Origin of the sequence: Flavobacterium tistrianum (assembly GCF_003254545.1) — a bacterium.
Lineage (GTDB): Bacteria > Bacteroidota > Bacteroidia > Flavobacteriales > Flavobacteriaceae > Flavobacterium > Flavobacterium tistrianum.
Genome location: NZ_QJRH01000065.1, coordinates 98,045 through 119,142, shown reverse-complemented (window position 1 = coordinate 119,142; position 21,098 = coordinate 98,045). Strand labels below are relative to the sequence as shown.

Annotated in this window: 18 protein-coding genes; 15 read left to right on the top strand and 3 right to left on the bottom strand. The window is 34.1% G+C overall.

Annotation, left to right across the window (positions count from 1 at the left end; genetic code table 11):
• Nucleotides 1-26 precede the first annotated feature (26 nt).
• The 7 genes from DMB71_RS07535 to DMB71_RS07505 all read left to right on the top strand — a co-directional run bounded on the left by DMB71_RS07535 (nt 27) and on the right by DMB71_RS07505 (nt 8,851).
• The gene (locus tag DMB71_RS07535; protein ID WP_111364998.1) at nt 27-428 is read left to right on the top strand and encodes a GxxExxY protein; all 402 of its coding nucleotides are present in this window, start codon (nt 27-29) and stop codon (nt 426-428) included.
• A 44-nt stretch (nt 429-472) separates the two neighbouring features.
• Nucleotides 473-1,246 (top strand): class I SAM-dependent methyltransferase, encoded by a 774-nt coding sequence (locus DMB71_RS07530; RefSeq protein ID WP_008467221.1) that lies wholly within the window; start codon nt 473-475, stop codon nt 1,244-1,246.
• 123 nt (nt 1,247-1,369) lie between these two features.
• Nucleotides 1,370-4,276, top strand: coding sequence for a DEAD/DEAH box helicase (locus DMB71_RS07525; protein ID WP_111364996.1), 2,907 nt, complete (start codon nt 1,370-1,372; stop codon nt 4,274-4,276).
• A gap of 74 nt (nt 4,277-4,350) precedes the next feature.
• Nucleotides 4,351-5,604 (top strand): type IX secretion system plug protein, encoded by a 1,254-nt coding sequence (locus DMB71_RS07520; protein ID WP_111364995.1) that lies wholly within the window; start codon nt 4,351-4,353, stop codon nt 5,602-5,604.
• Between the two features lie 79 nt (nt 5,605-5,683).
• Nucleotides 5,684-6,070: a Co2+/Mg2+ efflux protein ApaG gene (gene apaG, locus DMB71_RS07515; protein WP_008467225.1), complete on the top strand. Its 387-nt coding sequence runs from the start codon at nt 5,684-5,686 to the stop codon at nt 6,068-6,070.
• 152 nt (nt 6,071-6,222) lie between these two features.
• Nucleotides 6,223-7,848 (top strand): L-glutamate gamma-semialdehyde dehydrogenase, encoded by a 1,626-nt coding sequence (pruA, locus tag DMB71_RS07510; RefSeq protein ID WP_111364993.1) that lies wholly within the window; start codon nt 6,223-6,225, stop codon nt 7,846-7,848.
• Nucleotides 7,849-8,119: 271 nt separating this feature from the next.
• Complete coding sequence (locus tag DMB71_RS07505) at nt 8,120-8,851, top strand: hypothetical protein (protein WP_111364992.1); 732 nt, start codon at nt 8,120-8,122, stop codon at nt 8,849-8,851.
• 63 nt (nt 8,852-8,914) lie between these two features.
• Here DMB71_RS07505 and rsmG read toward each other — a convergent pair whose 3' ends face one another.
• The gene (rsmG, locus tag DMB71_RS07500) at nt 8,915-9,544 is read right to left on the bottom strand and encodes a 16S rRNA (guanine(527)-N(7))-methyltransferase RsmG (RefSeq protein ID WP_111364990.1); all 630 of its coding nucleotides are present in this window, start codon (nt 9,542-9,544) and stop codon (nt 8,915-8,917) included.
• Nucleotides 9,545-9,651: 107 nt separating this feature from the next.
• Between rsmG and DMB71_RS07495 the strand changes: the two genes are divergently transcribed.
• The 8 genes from DMB71_RS07495 to DMB71_RS07460 all read left to right on the top strand — a co-directional run bounded on the left by DMB71_RS07495 (nt 9,652) and on the right by DMB71_RS07460 (nt 17,955).
• The gene (locus DMB71_RS07495; RefSeq protein ID WP_111364989.1) at nt 9,652-10,749 is read left to right on the top strand and encodes a fatty acid desaturase family protein; all 1,098 of its coding nucleotides are present in this window, start codon (nt 9,652-9,654) and stop codon (nt 10,747-10,749) included.
• Between the two features lie 74 nt (nt 10,750-10,823).
• Nucleotides 10,824-12,014, top strand: a complete 1,191-nt coding sequence (locus DMB71_RS07490) for a pyridoxal phosphate-dependent aminotransferase (RefSeq protein ID WP_111364987.1) — start codon at nt 10,824-10,826, stop codon at nt 12,012-12,014.
• Nucleotides 12,015-12,477: 463 nt separating this feature from the next.
• On the top strand, nt 12,478-12,933 hold the full coding sequence (locus DMB71_RS07485; protein ID WP_111364986.1) for a ferritin-like domain-containing protein: 456 nt from the start codon (nt 12,478-12,480) through the stop codon (nt 12,931-12,933).
• Between the two features lie 123 nt (nt 12,934-13,056).
• Nucleotides 13,057-13,644: a hypothetical protein gene (locus DMB71_RS07480; RefSeq protein WP_111364984.1), complete on the top strand. Its 588-nt coding sequence runs from the start codon at nt 13,057-13,059 to the stop codon at nt 13,642-13,644.
• A gap of 145 nt (nt 13,645-13,789) precedes the next feature.
• Entirely contained in the window at nt 13,790-15,658 is a 1,869-nt protein-coding gene (locus tag DMB71_RS07475; protein WP_111364983.1) for a peptidase U32 family protein, read from the top strand.
• A 223-nt stretch (nt 15,659-15,881) separates the two neighbouring features.
• A complete protein-coding gene (gene purT / locus DMB71_RS07470) occupies nt 15,882-17,057 on the top strand; it encodes a formate-dependent phosphoribosylglycinamide formyltransferase (protein ID WP_262510411.1) in 1,176 nt (391 codons plus the stop codon).
• A gap of 2 nt (nt 17,058-17,059) precedes the next feature.
• Nucleotides 17,060-17,380: a DUF6370 family protein gene (locus DMB71_RS07465; protein ID WP_111364980.1), complete on the top strand. Its 321-nt coding sequence runs from the start codon at nt 17,060-17,062 to the stop codon at nt 17,378-17,380.
• Nucleotides 17,380-17,955: a Crp/Fnr family transcriptional regulator gene (locus DMB71_RS07460; protein ID WP_008467238.1), complete on the top strand. Its 576-nt coding sequence runs from the start codon at nt 17,380-17,382 to the stop codon at nt 17,953-17,955. The genes DMB71_RS07465 and DMB71_RS07460 overlap by 1 nt, the downstream gene beginning before the upstream one ends.
• An 80-nt stretch (nt 17,956-18,035) precedes the next feature.
• Here DMB71_RS07460 and aceA read toward each other — a convergent pair whose 3' ends face one another.
• Complete coding sequence (gene aceA / locus DMB71_RS07455; RefSeq protein ID WP_111364978.1) at nt 18,036-19,316, bottom strand: isocitrate lyase; 1,281 nt, start codon at nt 19,314-19,316, stop codon at nt 18,036-18,038.
• A gap of 120 nt (nt 19,317-19,436) precedes the next feature.
• The gene (aceB, locus tag DMB71_RS07450; protein ID WP_111364977.1) at nt 19,437-21,038 is read right to left on the bottom strand and encodes a malate synthase A; all 1,602 of its coding nucleotides are present in this window, start codon (nt 21,036-21,038) and stop codon (nt 19,437-19,439) included.
• Nucleotides 21,039-21,098: the final 60 nt, after the last annotated feature.

Below are 21,098 nucleotides of genomic sequence, written 5' to 3'. Positions count from 1 at the left end.
AAATTTATTTATACGCCTTTTAAAAAATGTATTTGGAAAATGAAGTATCACAAGACGAACTAAATACTATCTCATATAAAATTATAGGTTTAGCAATTGAAGTTCACAAACAATTAGGTCCCGGTTTACTGGAATCCGCTTATCAGGAATGCTTATACTACGAAATTATAAATTCTGGTTTAACTGTTGAAAAACAAAAAGCCCTACCTATAATTTATAAAGACGTAAAACTTGATCATGGATACAGAATTGATTTGCTTATTGAAAACAAAATCGTAATTGAATTAAAAACTGTTGAAGCTTTTACAGATGTTCATTTTGCGCAAATACTAACCTATCTAAAACTCGGAAATTATCCCTTAGGATTGTTAATCAATTTTGATTCAAAAATATTAAAAAACAATATAAAAAGATTTATAAACACTTAGTGAAGCTTTGTGCTCACTTTGTGTAACTCTGCGAAATAGCCCCCATGAAGAAACTTTTTAAATTAGTCCTTAATACAATTCCGCGTCCATTATTAATTCGTTTGAGTTATGTAGCACGCCCAATTTTAGCTTTCTCTTTAAAAGGAGATAAATTTACAGATCCTATTGACGGAAAAAGCTTTAAATCTTTTCTGCCTTACGGTTACGGAAAACAACGTAATAATGTGCTTTCGCCAAGTACACTTTCTTTAGAAAGACACCGTTTACTTTGGTTATATTTAAACGATCAGACTGATTTTTTTACAGCGCCAAAAAAAGTATTGCATTTTGCTCCAGAGCAAGCTTTCTACAAAAGATTTCGCAAGCAGAAAAACTTAGACTACACAACGACTGATTTACTTTCGCCATTGGCAGATGTAAAAGCAGATATCTGTAATTTGCCTTTCAAAGACAACGAATATGACGTTATTTTATGTAATCACGTTTTAGAGCACATTCCAGACGATACAAAAGCAATGCAAGAGTTGTATCGTGTTTTAAAACCAGGCGGAATGGCGATTCTTCAAATTCCTCAGGATTTATCTCGCGAAGTTACGTTTGCAGATGATTCGATTACAGATCAAAAAGAACGTGCTAAAATTTTCGGACAATACGATCACGTGCGTGTTTACGGACGCGATTATTTCGATAAATTAAGAAGCATTGGTTTTATTGTTATCGAAGAAGATTATACGAATAAAATTGCACCAGAATTGGTTGAAAAATATTGTTTAGCAAAAGGCGAAATTATTCCGCTTTGCTTTAAACAGGAAAACTAATTTTTTCACCATATAAGTGATACAAGTTCATTTAAAAGGAGTTTTCAAATTATTACTATTTTGAAAACTCCTTTTATTTTTTTGCCCAAACCTAAATTACAAGCCTAACCAAATCCCTAAATCTTGGAACCTACAAAATCATTTCAGTTCTGTTTTGACATCAGTTTGGAAAAAAATCTGAATGTCTATATTCCAACCGCATACATTGTTGAGAATACTAGCGAAATCAAATATTTAGACAAAAAAGCAAGTCCCGATGTACTTGAAAGTTTCGGAATCACTTTTGATAATTTAGATTCCAACTCAAAAAGAATATTAACGGCATGCGATTCTCTTAAACCTGAATTTATTTTTAAAAAATTCGGTGCCAAAATTAAGTCAGCCAAAACAATTGCCGATTTACAGAAAGATTCAAAAATTGAATTTGCGATTCGCCAACACTTAAAATTCAATTTAAGTTCGTTTTACGATTTAATTGTAAAAGAGCAATTTCCTCTGTCTTTAAATCTTGGACCTGAAAAAGATTTCTATCGTTCGAGAGTTAGCATTGAACCGCTTGATTTTGAACCACAGATTCAGTTTGACAAACATACTGAAGGAATTACTTATACACTTTCTTTAAAAGAAAATGAAACCACTTTTTCTCCAATGAATAGCAAAGTCGACGTTCTTTTAGACGAACCAGGCTGGCTTATTATAGACAAAAAACTAGGGCAACTAAAAGAGTTGAACTCTAAAAAACTGACACCTTTTTTAAAGAAAAAATCTATTGAAATACCATCAAAATTAGTTGACGATTACTTTAAAAGTTTCATTCCGCAAATCGCAAAGAAAATTGATATTGAAGCGACAGGTTTTGAAATTGAACTTCGTGACAAAATCATTTCTTGCACGATTCAGCCTATTCATGATTTCTTTAAAAACTGTTATTATCTTAATCTTTATTTTGATTATAACGGATATTCATTTGATGCAAGCAAAATTAAAAAAACACATTCTTTTGTAGATTTTAGTATTGCTAATGAACCTAAAATAATTCAGTTTAAAAGAAATCCTGACGAGAGTTTATATGTCGATAAATTAAATGAAATTGGTTTAACCAAAATCAAAAACGAATTATTTGGATTAAATTCAGAAGCTGAAAACACAGATCCTTTCGTCAATATTCAGTTGATTATTGACCATAAAGAAGAACTGAAAAATTTAGGTTTTACTATTGAAAATCTAAAACTGGAAAGCAAAGAAATCATTACAGAAAACTATACTATTTCTGCTTCAAAAGAAACAACTGGAGATTGGTTCGACATTAAAATAATCATTACAGTTGGAAATTATAAAATCAATTTCAGCGAAATTATTCCGAACATAAAAAGCAAAGAAAGACTTTTTGCATTGCCAGACGGAAACTACTTTTTGATTCCGTTAGAATGGTTTAGCAAGTACGGCTCTTTAGCAAAATTGGCTAAAACAGAAAATGGCGCTTTACTTTTACGAAAAAGCAATTTTACCGCTTTAGACGGAATTTCAGAAATTGACAATGATTTAGACCAAATTCATCAAGCTGAATTTACTGGTTCTGATTTAATAAAAGCAACTTTGAGACCATATCAAATTGACGGAGTAAAATGGCTTTTAGGACATTTCAACTCCAACATGGGTGCGTGTCTGGCTGACGATATGGGACTTGGAAAAACGTTGCAGACTTTATCTGTTTTGGTTTCTGTACAAGAACAATTAGGTTTTACAACCAAAACGACCAATTTTGATTTGTTTGCCAACGAAACTACTATTGAAAGAGAACCATTAAAAGCTTTGATAGTTCTGCCTTCTTCATTGGTTTTTAACTGGTTTAATGAGGCTGGAAAATTCACCCCGCACTTTTCGAAAATACAATATGTGGGTAATGAAAGAAAATCTTTAGCAAGCAGAATTAATTCGACCGATTTAATTTTCACAAGTTACAGCATCATTCATCGAGATATTTCTATTTTAGAAAAATACGATTTCCGTTATTTGATTTTAGACGAAAGTCAATACATCAAAAACAAAAATTCTAAGATTTTTAAAGCCATAAATAAAATCAGCACAGGGCATAAAATTGCTTTAAGTGGAACGCCAATCGAAAATTCGCTTGACGATTTATGGTCGCAAATGCAGTTTATCAATCCTGAGATTTTGGGAAGTTATGCTTTCTTTATGGAGAACTTCAAAAATCCGATTGAGAAAAAACAAAATGAAGAAGTTTTAACAGAATTAAAAAACCTCATCGCTCCTTATATTTTGCGACGAACTAAAGAACAGGTCCTAAAAGATTTGCCAGAATTGACTGAGCAGATTTATTACTGCGACATGGATCCTGAACAGGAAAAATTATACGAAAAAGAGAAATCTAAGGCGCGTAATTTCTTGCTTAAAACTGACGGATCTGGTCCAGACAAAATCAACATCATTAATACTTTGATGAAGCTGAGACAGCTGAGCAATCACCCAAAAATGGTTGATCAGGAATCTGAAGTTGATTCTGGAAAATATATTGCGGTTACCAATTATCTTGAAAACTTAGTGAAAGCAAAACAGAAAGTTATCATTTTCAGTTCGTTTGTTACAAATCTAAATTTTTATACCGATTGGTGCAAGGAAAACAAAATTGAGTTCTGCGAAATTACAGGCGAAACTCCATCAGACAAAAGAGAACAGCAGGTAAAAATGTTTCAGGAAAAAGAAAATCCGCTGTTATTCTTTATTTCGCTTAAAGCGGGTGGAGTTGGTTTGAATATTACAAAGGCCTCTTATGTTTTATTCTTGGACCCTTGGTGGAACCCTTTTGCTGAAAAACAAGGTGTGGCACGTGCGCATAGAATCGGGCAATTGAATAAAGTAAATGTGATTCGTTTTATTTCTAAAAATACAGTAGAAGAAAAAATCATCAAATTGCAGGAAAACAAAAAATTATTGTCTGACTCACTTTTAGAAGAAAGTTATATCAATGATGAGATTGAAGGCAACTTAGAGTATATTTTAGGAAATTAATCGTTAAATCCAATAGATCGGCATCTTTTTCGTTATATAAAATTGTTATATTTACAATCTTACAAAGTTTTAAGATGCCAAAATTTTTATATACAAGCTTTATTTTTCTTTTCATTTTCACTTTAGCGAAAGCTCAAGAAAAAGAAATCGATCCTCCTTACAATATTAAAACTGCTTCTTTTATTCAGAATGGCAGTAATGTTCCGCCTATTTTCGAATTAGGTTCTCCGTTTACATTTCAATTTGATGATTTGTTTGGTAATGAAGCCAATTATTACTTTGAAGTTATTCATTGCGACTACAATTGGTTCCCAACGCAAATCCCAAAAACGGACTATATTCTTGGAATGGATAATCAGAGAATTACCGATTTTTCGAATTCGTTTAATACGCTTCAGGTTTATACACATTATAGACTTTCTTTTCCGAATCAGTTTACGCAATTATTGAAGCTTTCGGGGAATTATATGTTGCGAATTCTTAATGAAGACCGAGAAGTTGTTTTCTCAAGAAAATTTATTTTACATGAAAATCATTGTACGGTTGGCGTGCAGGTAAAAAGAAGCAGAAATTTAAGCAATATCGATTACAAACAGAATCTTGATTTTGCTATTTTATCTAATGATATTGTATTTCAAACTCCATTGCAAAATGTAAAAGTTCTTTTACTGCAAAACGGAAATTTTCATACGGAAATAAAAAATATTGTTCCTCAATATACAATTGGTAATCAGCTGGTCTATAAATATGATAAAGAAACTCAATTTTGGGGCGGAAATGAGTTTTTGTATTTTGAAAACAAGGACATTCGAGCAGCCAGTAATAATGTTGCCAAAGTAGGTTCTAACAACGATATTTACAATTCGTTTTTGTATACCAATGCCGCAAGAGGAAATCAGATTTATACGAATTATGAAGATGTAAACGGAAATTTTGTTGTTAAGAACATCAACGGTTCTAACAATGATATTGAAGCCGATTATGCTTGGGTTTATTTTAGCCTCTCTGCTCCTGCTTTTAGAATGAATAAAGACATTTATATTTCTGGAATGTTTAATAACTACAGTCTTTCTCCAGAATATAAAATGGACTACAACAATGATAAAGGAGTTTTTGAAAAAGCCATTATGATTAAGCAAGGTTTTACTAATTTTCAGTATACAGTTGCTGACAAAAAAGGCGTCGTCGATTTTGAAAATGCCGTTGACGGAAACTTTTATCAGACTGAAAACGAGTACACGATCTTAGTGTATTATAAAGAAGCAACAGATCGTTATCAGCGTGTAATTGGAAAAGGAAATGCAAACTCTATCAATATAGTCAATTAAAACAATGTTAAGGTTTTAGATTAAACGATTTTTTTTTGTAGCTTTGCCTTTATAACACTCACATATATACGGCGTTAGTATGGTTTCTCAAATTACACGAGGCATAAAAATATCTGTTTTGACTAGTTTTGAAGGCACTTACTTCAAAAACTACAAGATTCATTTTGCTTTTAGCTACGTAGTTACCATCGAAAATCATAGTAAAGATTCTGTACAATTAACTTCTCGCCACTGGGAAATTTTCGATTCTTTAAATGATTTAGAAGTTGTAGATGGTGAGGGGGTAATTGGTAAAAAACCGGTTCTAAAACCTGGTGAAAACCACACTTACAGTTCTGGCTGTTTATTATCGTCTCCTTATGGCGCAATGAAAGGTCATTTCAATATGATCAATTTTACTACAACAAAAACATTCAAAGTAATTGTTCCTACTTTTAGAATGTGTGCTCCTTTTGCATTAAATTAAGATATAGTTTACAACTATTGCTTTTATCGTTATCTTAATCATAAAATTGTCAATTTATTAATTTATCCTTTGTACTTTTGTGCAACGTTAGATTATTCGTAACAAATCAAATCGTCTAACTTTAAATTGTCTAATTCACAAATTTAAATAACATGCTTAAAGGATTTTTCCATGTACCAAAAGCGGTAAACGAGCCTGTAAAGAGCTACGCACCAAACTCACCAGAAAAAGTTGCTGTTCAAGCTGCTTACACCACAATGTGGAATTCTCAAATTGACGTTCCTTTATATATTGGAAACGAAGAAATTAGAACTGGAAATACAAGAAACATTACAGCACCTCACGATCACCAGCATGTAGTTGGAAAATATCATTTAGCTGAAAAACAACATATCGAGAAAGCAATCGCAAATGCACTTGAATCAAGAAAAGCATGGGCAAACTTGGCATGGGAACAGCGTGCTGCTATTTTCTTAAAAGCTGCTGAACTTATCGCTGGACCATACAGAGCTCGTATTAACGCAGCTACAATGATTGGTCAATCTAAAAATATTCACCAAGCAGAAATCGATGCTTCTTGCGAATTAATCGACTTCTTACGTTACAATGTTGAGTTTATGACTCAAATCTACAACGATCAGCCAAAATCAGATTCTTCTGTTTGGAACCGTGTAGAATACAGACCATTAGAAGGTTTTGTTTACGCTATTACTCCTTTCAACTTTACTGCAATCGCTGCAAACCTTCCTGCAAGTGCTGCAATGATGGGTAACGTTGTGGTTTGGAAACCAAGTGATAGTCAAGTATTTTCTACAAAAATCATTTTAGAAGTTTTCAAAGAAGCTGGAGTTCCTGACGGAGTTATCAACGTAGTTTTCGGAGATGCTTTAATGATTACAGATACTGTTTTAGCAAGCCGTGATTTTGCAGGTGTTCACTTCACAGGATCAACTCACGTATTTAAAGATATCTGGGCAAAAATTGGTGCAAACATCCACAATTACAAAACATACCCAAGAATCGTTGGTGAAACTGGAGGTAAAGATTTTATCATTGCTCATCCAAGTGCAAACGTAAAACAGGTGGTTACAGGAATTACTCGTGGAGCTTTCGAATTCCAAGGACAAAAATGTTCTGCTGCTTCTAGAGCTTATATTCCGCAAAGTTTATGGCCAGCTGTAAAAGAACAATTAATTGCTGATGTAAAATCTATGAAAATGGGTTCTCCAGAAGATTTCGGAAACTTTATTACAGCAGTTATCCATGAAGGGTCTTTTGACAAATTAGCTAGTTATATTGATCAAGCTAAAAAAGATGCTGACGCTGAAATCATCGTTGGAGGAAATTACGATAAATCTGTTGGATACTTTATTGAACCGACAGTTATTGTAACTACAAATCCAAAATATACTACAATGGAAACTGAGTTGTTCGGACCGGTTATCACGATTTATGTTTACGAAGATGCTAAATGGGAAGAAACTTTAGAATTAGTAGATACTACTTCTGAGTATGCTTTAACAGGAGCAGTTTTCAGCCAAGATCGTTATGCTATTGAAGTAGCTACAACTAAATTACAAAACTCTGCTGGTAACTTCTATATCAATGACAAACCAACTGGAGCTGTTGTAGGAATGCAACCATTTGGTGGAGCAAGAGCTTCTGGAACCAACGATAAAGCAGGTTCTGCATTAAACTTATTGCGTTGGGCTTCTCCAAGAACTATCAAAGAAACTTTTGTAACTCCAGAAGATTACAGATATCCTTTCTTGGGTTAATACAATTTAAAATTTCAGGTTTAGTATAAATCTGACCATATATAAAGCCGATCTTCTTTGAAGATCGGCTTTTATTTTTACTTACTTTCATTTAATTGTTATTTTTGTAATACTTTTCTTATTTATTTAAAAATCAGCACTTTAAAACACTTAAATGCCTTATTTTAATACTTTAAAAACTTTTTGTTCCAGTCAAAAAAAACTCATCCTTATAAATTTGCTCCAATATTAAACAATATTAAAAGATCTAATAAAATAAGCAATAATAAGTATGAGAAATTTAAACAATGTTCCTAAAGTTATTATGGAATCAAAAAGCATAGGACATCCTATTGACTACAAATGGACAAAAAAGAAAATAAACAAACTTTTGGATCCTATTGAAGGAAATGATGATCTTGAAAATACCTTAATGCAAATAAATCATAAAGGTTCAATTGGTCTGACAGCTGCATTATTAGAGTGGGTTTATTGGCGTTTTACAGGATACAGCCAAGCAACAAACGATACTCAAAAAAGAATTGAAGCATTATGGTGTTCTGTCAATAATCGTGAACAAACAAATCCTTTATTATTTGACACCGATTTTGAAATCCCTGCAACTGGTTCAGTAAATGGTGCACTTTGGATTGCATTAATGAATGTGAGAATGATAGACGTAAGATACCGAAAAGGTTCTTACTTTTTACAAAATGATCTTGTGGGATTGGTATTATTGGCACGCCATATTACGCCAAAAAAGAAAAACTTTGACAATTGGTTTGCTCAAACTATTATCAGCTTAACTCACTCTCATCCTAATCCATATAAAAATGATATTTTAGATGAAAGTGACGAATCTGTATATGATTCATCAAACGAACCTGTAATTTGTAGAGAGTTTTTCTTCGATGAAAAATTCCAATATTCTGTTGAAGCATCAGAAAATGCGATTCATGGTATGATTGATAATTTAGATTATAAAGCAAACAGCTTTCTGAATCTTCCTAAAAAAGCTTCATAATTTTAACCTTAGTTTTGTTCAAAAAAATAACCCGTTTAGAAAGTTCTATTCGGGTTATTTTATTTAAGGTTTAAACTTTAGTGGTAGATGAACCACTTTTTTAGTTTCAAAGAATTCATCTTCAAATATATTCGCTAGATCATATAAAGTAGCATTTGGAAAATCTTTCAGCTCTTCACTTAAATCACCACCTTTCAAATACAAAATTCCATTTTTCAACAGATGCTTATTCTGCTTCTTGATTTTGTCTTTAATCCATGACACAAAATCAGGCATATTGGTTACAGCACGGCTTACAATAAAATCGAAATCGCCTTTTACTAATTCGGCACGTTTTTGCTCTGCTTTTACGTTCTTTAACTCAAGCGCATCAACAACACCTTGAACTACTTTTATTTTTTTGGCAATAACATCAATTAGATAAAAACGGGTTTCTGGAAAAAGAATCGCTAACGGAATACCTGGAAAACCTCCGCCTGTTCCAACATCCAAAACTGTCGCTCCTGGTTCGAACTTCATAACTTTCGCAATTCCTAATGAATGTAAAATGTGTTTTGTATATAATGAATCGATGTCTTTACGCGAAATAACATTGATTTTTTCATTCCAATCGTGGTATAAAAAGTCTAATTTTTGAAATTGTTCAATTTGAAGATCGGTCAAATTGGGAAAATATTTCAATATCTCATCCATTGCTATAATTTTTTAACAAAAGTACTACTTTACGATTGAAATATTTAACTCAATTTTGCAAATTGAAAATTTATAATAATTACCTTTGAAAACTATTTAAATTAATTATGAATAACACTGCTCCAACTTTTGCACGGCAAGACAATTTAAAGTTTTTTAGAACGCTTAACACTCGCGTAAACAATTACTTTAAAGAAAATAATATCAAAAAAACCGGAAACTGGAAGTTACACTTAAAAGCTGTTATTCTATTTGCCGTTTTTCTAACTCCATACTTTTTAATTCTTACGCTTGACATGCCTTTTTGGGTTATGTTACTTTTATCAATTGTGATGGGTGTAGGAATGGCTGGCGTCGGAATGAACGTTATGCATGACGGAAATCATGGCTCTTACTCTACTAAAAGTTGGATTAATAAATTTATGGGCGGAACAATCTACGTTCTGGCTGGAAATGTTTACAACTGGCAAGTGCAGCATAATGTATTGCATCATACTTATACCAATATTCCTGGACATGACGAAGATTTAGATGCAGGAAGAATTATTCGTTTTACAGAACATGCCGAATGGCATCGTTTTCACCGTTTCCAACATTATTATTCTGTTTTCTTATATGGTTTATTGACTTTCAATTGGGCATTAACTACCGATTTTAAGCAGATGAGAAACTATTTAAAGAGAAAACTATCTTATGGCGAGCCAAAAAATCCAAAAATTTTGTGGACAACGCTTATTATTACTAAAATGATTTATGTTTCAATCTGGATTATTTTACCAATTGTAATTGGAATTACATGGTGGAAAGTGCTTGTCGGATTTTTTGCAATGCACTACACAGCTGGATTGATCTTAAGTATAGTTTTTCAACTAGCACACGTAGTTGATCATACTACAAATCCAACTCCAAATGATTTGGGAGAAATGGATAATACTTGGGCTATTCATCAATTGTATACTACAACCAACTTTGCTCCAAAAAATGCAATCGTAAATTGGTACACAGGCGGATTAAACCATCAAATCGAACATCATATTTTCCCAAATATCAGTCATATTCATTATGGCAAAATTGCTAAGATTGTAAAAGAAACAGCAAAAGAATGCAATTTGCCTTATTACGAATACAAAACAATGCGAAGTGCTGTTATTGCTCACTTTAAACATTTACGTGAATTGGGAATGAAACCGGAATTAGCAGTTTAAGAACTAAAAAGAAATCTATTAATAATTAACCTTCCTTAATAAACAGCAAATTAAGGACATTCAAAAATTTTATAATGAATCATATTCTTTCGGACAGAATCAACAACCTTGCGACATCGCAAACTCTAGCAATGGCCGCTTTGGCAAGAGAATTAAAAGCACAAGGAAAAGACATTATCAGCTTAAGTTTAGGTGAACCAGATTTCAATACACCTGATTTTATCAAAGAAGCAGTAATTAAAGCAGTTAACGAAAATTATAGCACTTATTCTCCAGTAGAAGGTTACCTAGAATTGAGAGAAGCAATTTGCAGAAAATTCAAAAGAGATAATGATTTAGAGTACAAACCAACTCAAATCGTAGTTTCTACAGGAGCAAAACAATCTTTATACAACATTGCGCAAGTAATGTTAAACGATGGTGACGAAGTTATTTTACCAGCACCATACTGGGTTTCTTATTATGAAATCGTAAAACTTTCTGGTGGAGTTCCTGTTGAAGTTCCAACATCTGTTGAAACAGATTTCAAAATGACACCAGAACAATTAGAAGCTGCAATCACGCCAAAAACAAAAATGATGTGGTTCTCTTCTCCATGTAACCCTTCAGGTTCAGTTTACAGCAGAGAAGAATTAACAGCGCTTGCTAAAGTTTTAGAAAAACACCCAAATATTTATGTAGTTTCAGATGAAATTTATGAGCACATTAATTTCTCAGGAACTTTCTGCAGTATCGGTTCAATCCCAGGAATGTTAGAGAAAACAATTACTGTAAACGGAGTTGCAAAAGCATTCGCCATGACAGGATACAGAATTGGTTATATCGGAGCTCCTGAATTTATTGCAAAAGCATGTACAAAAATTCAAGGACAAGTAACTTCTGGTGCAAATTCTGTGGCTCAACGCGCTACAATTACTGCTGTAGATGCTGATCCAAGTGTATTAAACGAAATGGTTCAGGCTTTCCACGGCCGTAGAGATTTAGTAGTTGGGTTATTACAAGAAATTCCAGGAGTAAAAATCAACGTTCCAGAAGGAGCTTTCTATGTATTCCCAGACGTTTCTTCTTTCTTTGGAAAAACATTAAAAGGACACGAAATTAAAGATGCAAACGATGTTTCGATGTATCTTTTAGCTGAGGCAAACGTAGCTACAGTAACTGGAGACGCTTTTGGAAATCCAAACTGTATTCGTTTCTCTTACGCAACAAGCAACGATATTTTAAAAGAAGCATTACGCAGAATCAAAGAAGCTTTGACTGCATAAGAATATTCTAAAGTTTTATAAAAACGGCTTAAGGTTCAAAAGTTTCATCACTTTTATACTTTAAGCTGTTTTTTTATGGGCGTGTCCTACGGCCGGGCTATCCGCTATATCTTTTATCGCGAACCCCGCCATAAAAGGATATCGCTCCTATCCCTCACGCAAAACGTTCATCAAGAAATATCATTTTTAAAAGAAAACAATTTCTAATTCAATTGCCTCCAGCTTTAGCTGGAGGTTATAATTAAACTTCCATAAAGGCTTTAGCCAAACTATGGATTCGGCTGAAGCCACTAACTTGATCCATTTATCTTCCTTCAGCTAAAGCTAGAGGCAATTGAAACAAAAATACAAGTTTCAAAATTCCCACTCCACAATATTATAAAACTTCAAATGTAATTCTGTAAAACAAAGCATGTTATAATTACAAACTTTGTAGCATATTAATTTCAAAAAATTATATATCATGACACATGCAGAAGAAACCACAACAGAAACCATTAAAACTTTAGAAGGATTAATTTCAATTCTTGAAGATGGAAAACTAGGATATACAGATGCAGCTGAGCATGTAGAAAATCCCGCTATAAAAACCGATTTCCTTGAATATGCCCGCGAACGAGCTTTATTTATTGTAGAGTTACAAAACCAAATCAATAAACTAGGAAAATCTACAGATACTTCTGGCGGAGGTCCGCTTGGAGCTTTACACCGTACTTGGATCGATATCAAATCAGCTTTTACAGGAGGCGATACCGAAGCCATTATAAACGCGTGCATAACTGGTGAAGAAGCCGCAATTGAAAAATATAAAAAAGCACTCGAAGAAAATCACCTAGAGCACGAACAGATCTACATCGTTTCAAAACAATTGAACAGTATTCAAAATACTTTATCACAAATTAAAATGAGAGCAAATTAATCGATCGATTCATGCTTTTTTTTTGAGAACTGCTCGGTCTTCGGATCGGGCGGTTTTTTTTTAATTACTATTAATTCTTACATTCGCACCCAATTAAATCCAACAACCGAATCCATAACTAATATGAAATTAACTTTAAATCATTTTTTTATTCTTTTTATAATTCTCTTTTCAAGTCAAACACAATCCCAAACAACAGGCAATTCTATAAAAGCCTCTATAGGTTTCGCATCAAGCGCTTCTTATTACATCGAAAATTATGGAAATCAAGAAGAGGTTGACGTTATGGGAGGCGGACTCTATCTACAAGGCGAATATATTATAGGATTAAAATCATGGTTTAGCGTAAGACCATATGCTGGTGCAATTTTTACATCTGTTGATAAAAATCAAAATATTCAAAATCAACCTCAATACAAAGTAACCACTAATGCTTTTTTATTGGGAGGAAAAGTACGTTTTTGCGCACCAATTCCATGGGTAGCACCATTTATCGAAGGTGGAATTGGAACTTCAATAGGTAAATTTGAAACGTTTACACCCAATGTTAATTTTAATAAAAATGATGTTTTATTACACATTCCATTTAGTATTGGATTAGCTGTGGGCAGGCATAATAATTTCGAAATTGGTATTTCTGGATATTTTCATCCAGCTGCAAAACAGTCAAATGCAGTTTTTGCTCTTGGATACAATTTCCCGCTTGATTGATATAAGTTTGTTTTTTCGTTTATCATCATTCCATATTAAGTTAACAATTTCAAAAAAATCGTTTCATTGCTAGCAAACTCAAATAATTTATTAGACCTTTGCACACTTTTTTTCGGGAATACCACAAAAGTCTAAAGTTTTAGAAATGAAGAAGAAAATCGAAATATTAGCTCCTGCTAGAGATTTAATTGGAGGAATAGCCGCCATAAATAGTGGTGCAGATGCTGTATATATTGGCGCACCTCAATTTGGTGCACGTTCAAATGCTAACAACTCTATTGAAGATGTTGCCGAGCTGGTAAAATATGCGCACTTATTTAACGCACAGGTTTTTGTTGTTATCAATACCATTTTATATGATAACGAATTAGAAACTTGTCGTGCCATGATTTGGGAATTATACGATATTGGTGTTGATGCCCTGATCATTCAGGATATGGCGATTATGGAAATGGACTTGCCTCCTATTGTTCTTCACGCAAGTACACAAGCCAATAATCGTGATGCAGATAAAATTAAATTCTTAAAAGACGCTGGTATTAAACGTGTCGTTTTAGCACGTGAGTTAAACCTACATCAAATTAAAACAATATACGATCACGCTGATGTTGAGTTAGAGTTTTTCGTAACTGGAGCTTTATGTGTTTCTTTTAGCGGAAACTGCTATATGAGTGTGGCAAACGGAGAACGTAGTGCGAATCGAGGTTCTTGTGCACAAAACTGCCGTTTACCATATAATTTAATCGACGGAAACGGAGATACTTTAATCCGAAACAGTCACTTGCTTTCGATTAAAGATTTAGATGTTTCAGATCAGATTCCGAATTTGATTGAAGCTGGAATCGTTTCTTTCAAAATCGAAGGAAGATTAAAAGACGTTGCTTACGTTAAAAACAACGTTTCTTATTTACGCCAAAAATTAGACAGCTTTTTAGAAGGAAGTGATAAATATATTAAAGCTTCTTCTGGAAAATGTACTTATACTTTCGATTCTACTTTAAGCAGAACTTTCAACCGTGGTTATACTGATTATTTTGTGAACGAAAGACACAGTTCTATTGGTTCTTGGGAAAGTCCAAAATCAAAAGGGCAATATATTGGTAAATTAATCCGAACTATTGGAAACGCTTACGAAATTGAAAACGGCGAATTATTAAACAACGGTGACGGACTTTGTTTCATCAACGAAAATAATGAAGCCGACGGAATCTATGTAAACAAAGCCGAAAACGGAAAAGTTTATCCAAACGTTTTAAAAGAAATCAAAGACGGGACTTTCATATATAGAAATAATGACGCTGCTTTCATCAAAATTGTAGAAAGAGAAGACAGTGCGATCCGTAAAATCGGAACGACTTTATTGCTTACTGAAAACGAAAACGGTTTTGAATTAATCGCAACCGACGAAGACGGAAACGTAAGCACAGTAAAATTAGAGCATCCGAAAGAAAAAACTAAAACAGGCGATTCGATCGAAGAAAACATTAAAGTTCAATTGGCAAAAACAGGTTTTACACCTTACAGCGCTGATGAAATCAACGTAATGTTCTCTGAAAACTGGTTCCTTCCTATTTCAAAAATCAACGAAATGAGAAGAAATGTTTACGAACAATTATCAGAAATTCGTTTGGCAAATTACGTTCGTGAAGAACACCAATTAGTAAAAACGTCACATCCGTATCCAGAAACCAAACTGGATTTCATGTACAACGTTTCGAACAAAACAGCTCGTAAATTCTACGAACGACATGGTGTTACCGAAATCGAAAAAGCATTCGAATTACAGTGGGATCCAGGAAAATCTCGTGTAATGACAACTAAATATTGCATCAAATACGAATTGAAAAAATGTCCAATTCACCAAAAAGACATTGTTGGTGTTAAGGTAAAAGAACCATTGGTTTTAAAACAGGGAGAATTGGAATACAAACTAAAATTCAACTGCAAACCCTGCGAAATGGAAATCTGGGAAAAAGATGCTGAATTTGAAATTGAAGAAGATCATTTTCATTAATATTGTTTAACCGCAACGTTTTTTTACCGCAAAGAGCGCAAAGAATTACGCAAAGGTTCGCAAAGATTTTAAACCAATCTTTGCGAACCTTTTTTACATCTAAATAAAACCTTGCGTCCTTTGCGTAAATCTTTGCGCTCTTTGCGGTTAAATTAATTTGCAAAATCAGCACGAGAACTTCGTGGTTAAAAAAAGCTTTTTCCCTACTTTTACTACTCAAACAATACAACACTCCAAAATGAAAATACTACTCCTAGGTTCAGGCGAATTAGGCAAAGAATTTGTCATTGCCGCACAACGAATTGGACAAACGGTAATTGCAGTTGACAGTTACGAAAATGCACCAGCCATGCAAGTTGCTCACGGTTTCGAAGTCATCAATATGCTAGACGGCGAAGCACTTGACCGAATTGTAGCCAAACACAAACCCGATTTTATTGTTCCAGAAATAGAAGCCATTCGCACCGAACGTTTTTACGATTACGAAAAACAAGGCATTACCGTTGTCCCTTCAGCGAAAGCGGCAAACTTTACCATGAACCGTAAAGCCATTCGTGATTTAGCATCAAAAGAATTAGGATTAAGAACTGCAAAATACGAATACGCAACTTCAGCTGAAGAGCTTCAAAAAGCCGTTCAGGAAATTGGAATTCCTTGTGTTGTAAAACCCTTAATGTCTTCATCAGGAAAAGGACAATCTACAATCAAAACAGAAAGTGATATTGAAAAAGCTTGGCAATATGCCGTTGCAGGTTCACGTGGTGATGTTATCGAAGTTATTGTAGAAGCATTTGTCAATTTTGATTCAGAAATCACACTTTTAACAATTACTCAAAATAATAATCCAACTTTATTCTGTGCTCCAATTGGACACAGACAAGAAAGAGGAGATTATCAAGAGAGTTGGCAACCCGCTTTGGTTTCAGAAAAAGATTTGTACGAAGCGCAAGATATGGCCGAAAAAATTACCGAAGCGCTTGGCGGTGCAGGACTTTTTGGCGTTGAATTTTTCCTAACAAAAGAAGGCGTTTATTTCTCTGAACTTTCTCCACGCCCACACGATACCGGAATGGTAACTTTAGCAGGAACGCAGAATTTCAACGAATTTGAATTGCATTTACGAGCTATTTTAAGTCTTCCAATTTTCGAAATTACTTTAGAAAAAACTGGAGCAAGTGCTGTAATTTTAGCTTCAGAAGATTCAACTAATCCTACTTTTACTGGAATAGAAAAAGTTGCAGCGTTACCTAAAACCGATTTCAGAATTTTTGGGAAACCAACTTCAAGACCTTACCGAAGAATGGGCGTTGTTTTAAGTCACGATACACTTTCAACTCCAATCAACGAAGTAACAGAGCGCGCTAAGGAAACGGCAAAATTAATAACTGTAAATTCTTAACTATGAAAAATATAATATTAGCAACTTTCTTTTTTATTGGAATCGCTGTGCAAGCACAAAGCAAAAAGAAATTTGATAAACCAACAATTGTAGAAGCTTCATGTGGAGAATGCCAATTCGGAATGAAAGGCAAAAGCTGTGATTTAGCCGTTCGTATTGACGGAAAATCATATTTCGTTGACGGAACCACAATTCACGATCACGGAGATGCACACGCTGAAAAAGGCTTCTGCAATGCCATCAGCAAAGCTTTAGTTACAGGAGAAATTAAAGGAGACAGATTCAAAGCAACTTCATTTACCTTAATAGACGATAAAAAATAATGGCATTAATTCTCGAAAATATTGCCAAACACGTTTCTCTGACACCAGAAGAACAGGCGCTTTTTTTATCTAAACTGGAAACGAACACTTACAAAGCTAAAACGCTTTTATTGAACGCTGGAGAAGTCTGCAAGCATTCTTATTTTGTAAACTCTGGAATTTTAAGAAGTTTCAATATCAACGATAATATTGTTGAACACGTTCTTTCTTTCGCTTGCGAAGGCTGGTGGATGAGCGATATGTACAGTTACTTTTCACAAAAACCAGGACAGCTTTTTATTGAAGTTTTAGAAGAAGCCGAAGTTGTTTCTTTATCCAAAGAAAATCAGGAGCAATTGTATCTTGAAATTCCAAAACTGGAACGTTTTTTCAGGATTTTAATTGAAAATTCTTTAGTAGCAAATCAACAAAGATTAATGGACAACTTGAGTTTACCTGCAGAAGAACGTTTCGAAAAATTCACAAAAAAATATGGATCATTGGTTCACAAAGTTCCTCAAAAACAAATCGCTTCTTTCATTGGCGTAACACCCGAATTCTTCAGCAAAATGAAAGCAAGGCTTTTGAAAAAATAAAGTTTTTCCGCCACGAATTCACGAATTATTTTTTGACAATCATTGAAAATAAAAATTCGTGAATTCGTGGCGAAAAAAAATTAAAATTGTTCAACCTCCGTAGAATGCTCCATCGCTGTTATCGCTGATTTTCCTAGCATTACTGTATTTTGAACCGCATCGAAATAAGAAGTTCCTACGAAAGCTTGGTGCTTTACCGCTCTGAATCCGTTTTGCTGTAAAGCGAATTCTCTTTCCTGCAATTCAGAATATCCTGCCATTCCGCGCTCTTTGTACGCTTTAGATAATTCAAACATACTTGTATTTAAAGCATGGAAACCTGCTAAAGTAATGAACTGGAAAGCATATCCCATTTCAGCTAAATCTTCTCTAAACGTTTCCATTTCAGCAACTGATAATTTTGCTGCCCAATTGAAAGATGGAGAACAATTATACGCCAGCATTTTATCTGGAAATTCTTTTTTCATGGCTTTTGCAAACTTTCTAGCGTAATCCAAATCAGGATTACTGGTTTCCATCCAAATTAGATCGGCATAAGGCGCGTAGCTTAAACCTCTAGCTATTCCTTGATCAATTCCGTTCTTAACGTAAAAGAAACCTTCCGCAGTTTTTTCTCCAGTTAAAAATTTTCTATCTCTTGGATCTGCGTCACTCGTTAATAAATTAGCAGCATCAGCATCTGTTCTCGCAACGATTAAAGTTGAAACTCCCATAACATCTGATGCCAATCTTGCAGCAATCAATTTATTAATTGCTTCCTGAGTTGGTACCAGAACTTTTCCGCCCAAGTGTCCACATTTTTTAGCAGAACTCAGCTGATCTTCAAAATGAACTCCAGAAGCTCCAGCTTCAATCATCGATTTCATTAATTCGAAAGCATTTAAATTTCCGCCAAAACCTGCTTCGGCATCGGCTACAATGGGAACTAAATAATCTTTTTTATCTTCAATATTATTTACAGTCTGAATCTGATCGGCACGCAATAAAGCGTTATTGATCTTTTTAACCACCATCGGAACGCTATTTACTGGATAAAGCGATTGATCAGGATACATTTCTCCCGCCAGATTTGCATCGGCTGCAACCTGCCATCCGCTTAAATAAATTGCTTCTAAACCCGCATCGACTTCCTGAATCGCCTGATTTCCAGTCAACGCTCCCAAACCCGCAACATAATCCTGACTTTTTAACTTTCTCCATAATTTCTCCGCACCCATTTTGGCAATAGAATATTCAATTTTATAAGACCCTTGAAGCGTTACTACTTCACTCGCAGTGTAAGGACGCTCAACCCCTTTCCATCTCGGGTTCGTAATCCAATCGTTAATCAATTCCTGAATTCTGTCTTCTGTTGTTTTCATAATATAGTTTAGTTAAAGTGGTTAGTAAGGTTTTCAGTCTCATTTTATCTGCCTGATCTGCTAAATCTGCGTGAAAAAAAATATTCTCTCGCAGATTTAGCAGATTAAGCGGATTTTTTTTTATAAATATTTGTAACACGCAATCGTCAAGAAATCCACAAAGTGTAGGTTTACGACCAATCTTTCCAGCAATTTTTCGGCTAATGGAAACTGCTGTTTTTCGTGATTCTCTTCTCCTAATTCTTCTTTGAGTTTTCTAAATTCATCTAAAGCCAATTCGTGGTAATACGCTAAATCTAATTTTCGCCCATTATCCAAAATCACTTTATTCTGAAGCCATTGCCACAGTTGAGATCTTGAAATTTCTGCAGTTGCTGCATCTTCCATCAAATTGTGCAAAGCAGCTGCGCCTTGTCCGTTTAACCATGAAGCCAAGTATAAAACTGCAACGTTGATATTTTTTCGAACTCCATTTTCTGTAATTAATCCAATTGGCGGTTCGATTAAATCTGCTTCTGTAATTTTTCGATGTTCTCTTTTTATATGAATCTGATTAGGAGTTGGCATTCCTTCATCAAAAACTTCTTTTGCAATTGAAACTAAATCTGGATGCGCCACCCAAGTCCCGTCGTGGCCATTTCGAACCTCACGCTCTTTATCGGTTTTTACTTTTGCGAAAGCGATGGCGTTTGCTTCTTCATTATTTCGAATTGGAATTTGAGCAGCCATTCCGCCAATTGCATGAATTCTTCTTTTATGACATCTCTGAATTACCAGATTTGAATACGCATTCATAAAAGGCGAAGTCATATTTACTTGATCACGATCTGGAACAATGAATTTTGGATTTTTTCTGAACTTTTTGATATATGAGAAAATATAATCCCAGCGTCCGCAGTTCAAACCAACGATATGCTCTTTTAATTCATAAATAATTTCGTCCAATTGAAAACTTGCGGTAATGGTTTCAATTAAAACAGTCACTTTTATAGTTCCGCGTTTCAGATTTAGATAATCTTCAGTAAAATCAATTACAGTATTCCACCATCTTGCTTCTAAATAATGTTCCAATTTCGGAATGTAGAAATACGGTCCTGAGTTATTTTCCAAAAGCCTTTTATGATTATGAAAAACATACAAACCAAAATCTACCAAAGAACCCGAAATTTCTTTTCCTTCAATTAAAACATGCTTTTCTGGCAAATGCAAACCTCTTGGACGTACAATCAATGTTGCGATCTTTTCATTTAAATGATAGGACTTTTGTTTTACCAAATCTGTAAACGTGATTGTTTTGTTTACAGCATCAATTAAATTTACTTGTCCGTCCATTAAATTTTGCCAGGTTGGTGAGGTGCTGTCTTCAAAATCAGCCATAAAAGTTTTCGCACCCGAATTCAAAGCATTGATTATCATTTTTCGATCAACTGGCCCAGTAATTTCAACTCTTCTGTCTAACAAATCTTTCGGAATTTCTCCAGCTGTCCAATTACCTTCTCTGATACTTTTGGTTTCTGGAATAAAAACCGGCATGATTCCCTGATCAAAAGTGACTTGTTTTTGTTCTCTCTGTAAAAGCAATAATTTTCTTTGCGATTCGAACTTTTTGTGCAATTCGATAATAAACGCAGTCGCTTCTTCTGTCCAGATTTTTGGATAAACAAGCTTTTTGTCGGCTAGGAATTCTATAGCCATTTCAGTGATCTCTAATTGGTTTTTCATAGCTGCAGATTTTAATTTTTAATTTGATTAAATAGTTTTTCTATTCAATCGGTTTTATTC

Excerpts from the sequence above, each read along its gene's own strand:
- pruA (WP_111364993.1), top strand. The coding sequence starts at position 6,223 with ATGCTTAAAGGATTTTTCCATGTACCAAAAGCGGTAAACGAGCCTGTA.
- DMB71_RS07460 (WP_008467238.1), top strand. The coding sequence starts at position 17,380 with ATGGCATTAATTCTCGAAAATATTGCCAAACACGTTTCTCTGACACCA.
- DMB71_RS07530 (WP_008467221.1), top strand. The coding sequence starts at position 473 with ATGAAGAAACTTTTTAAATTAGTCCTTAATACAATTCCGCGTCCATTA.
- DMB71_RS07505 (WP_111364992.1), top strand. The coding sequence starts at position 8,120 with ATGAGAAATTTAAACAATGTTCCTAAAGTTATTATGGAATCAAAAAGC.
- rsmG (WP_111364990.1), bottom strand. The coding sequence starts at position 9,544 with ATGGATGAGATATTGAAATATTTTCCCAATTTGACCGATCTTCAAATT.
- aceA (WP_111364978.1), bottom strand. The coding sequence starts at position 19,316 with ATGAAAACAACAGAAGACAGAATTCAGGAATTGATTAACGATTGGATT.
- DMB71_RS07465 (WP_111364980.1), top strand. The coding sequence starts at position 17,060 with ATGAAAAATATAATATTAGCAACTTTCTTTTTTATTGGAATCGCTGTG.
- DMB71_RS07475 (WP_111364983.1), top strand. The coding sequence starts at position 13,790 with ATGAAGAAGAAAATCGAAATATTAGCTCCTGCTAGAGATTTAATTGGA.
- apaG (WP_008467225.1), top strand. The coding sequence starts at position 5,684 with ATGGTTTCTCAAATTACACGAGGCATAAAAATATCTGTTTTGACTAGT.
- DMB71_RS07485 (WP_111364986.1), top strand. The coding sequence starts at position 12,478 with ATGACACATGCAGAAGAAACCACAACAGAAACCATTAAAACTTTAGAA.
- DMB71_RS07520 (WP_111364995.1), top strand. The coding sequence starts at position 4,351 with ATGCCAAAATTTTTATATACAAGCTTTATTTTTCTTTTCATTTTCACT.
- aceB (WP_111364977.1), bottom strand. The coding sequence starts at position 21,038 with ATGAAAAACCAATTAGAGATCACTGAAATGGCTATAGAATTCCTAGCC.
- DMB71_RS07480 (WP_111364984.1), top strand. The coding sequence starts at position 13,057 with ATGAAATTAACTTTAAATCATTTTTTTATTCTTTTTATAATTCTCTTT.
- DMB71_RS07495 (WP_111364989.1), top strand. The coding sequence starts at position 9,652 with ATGAATAACACTGCTCCAACTTTTGCACGGCAAGACAATTTAAAGTTT.
- DMB71_RS07535 (WP_111364998.1), top strand. The coding sequence starts at position 27 with ATGTATTTGGAAAATGAAGTATCACAAGACGAACTAAATACTATCTCA.
- DMB71_RS07490 (WP_111364987.1), top strand. The coding sequence starts at position 10,824 with ATGAATCATATTCTTTCGGACAGAATCAACAACCTTGCGACATCGCAA.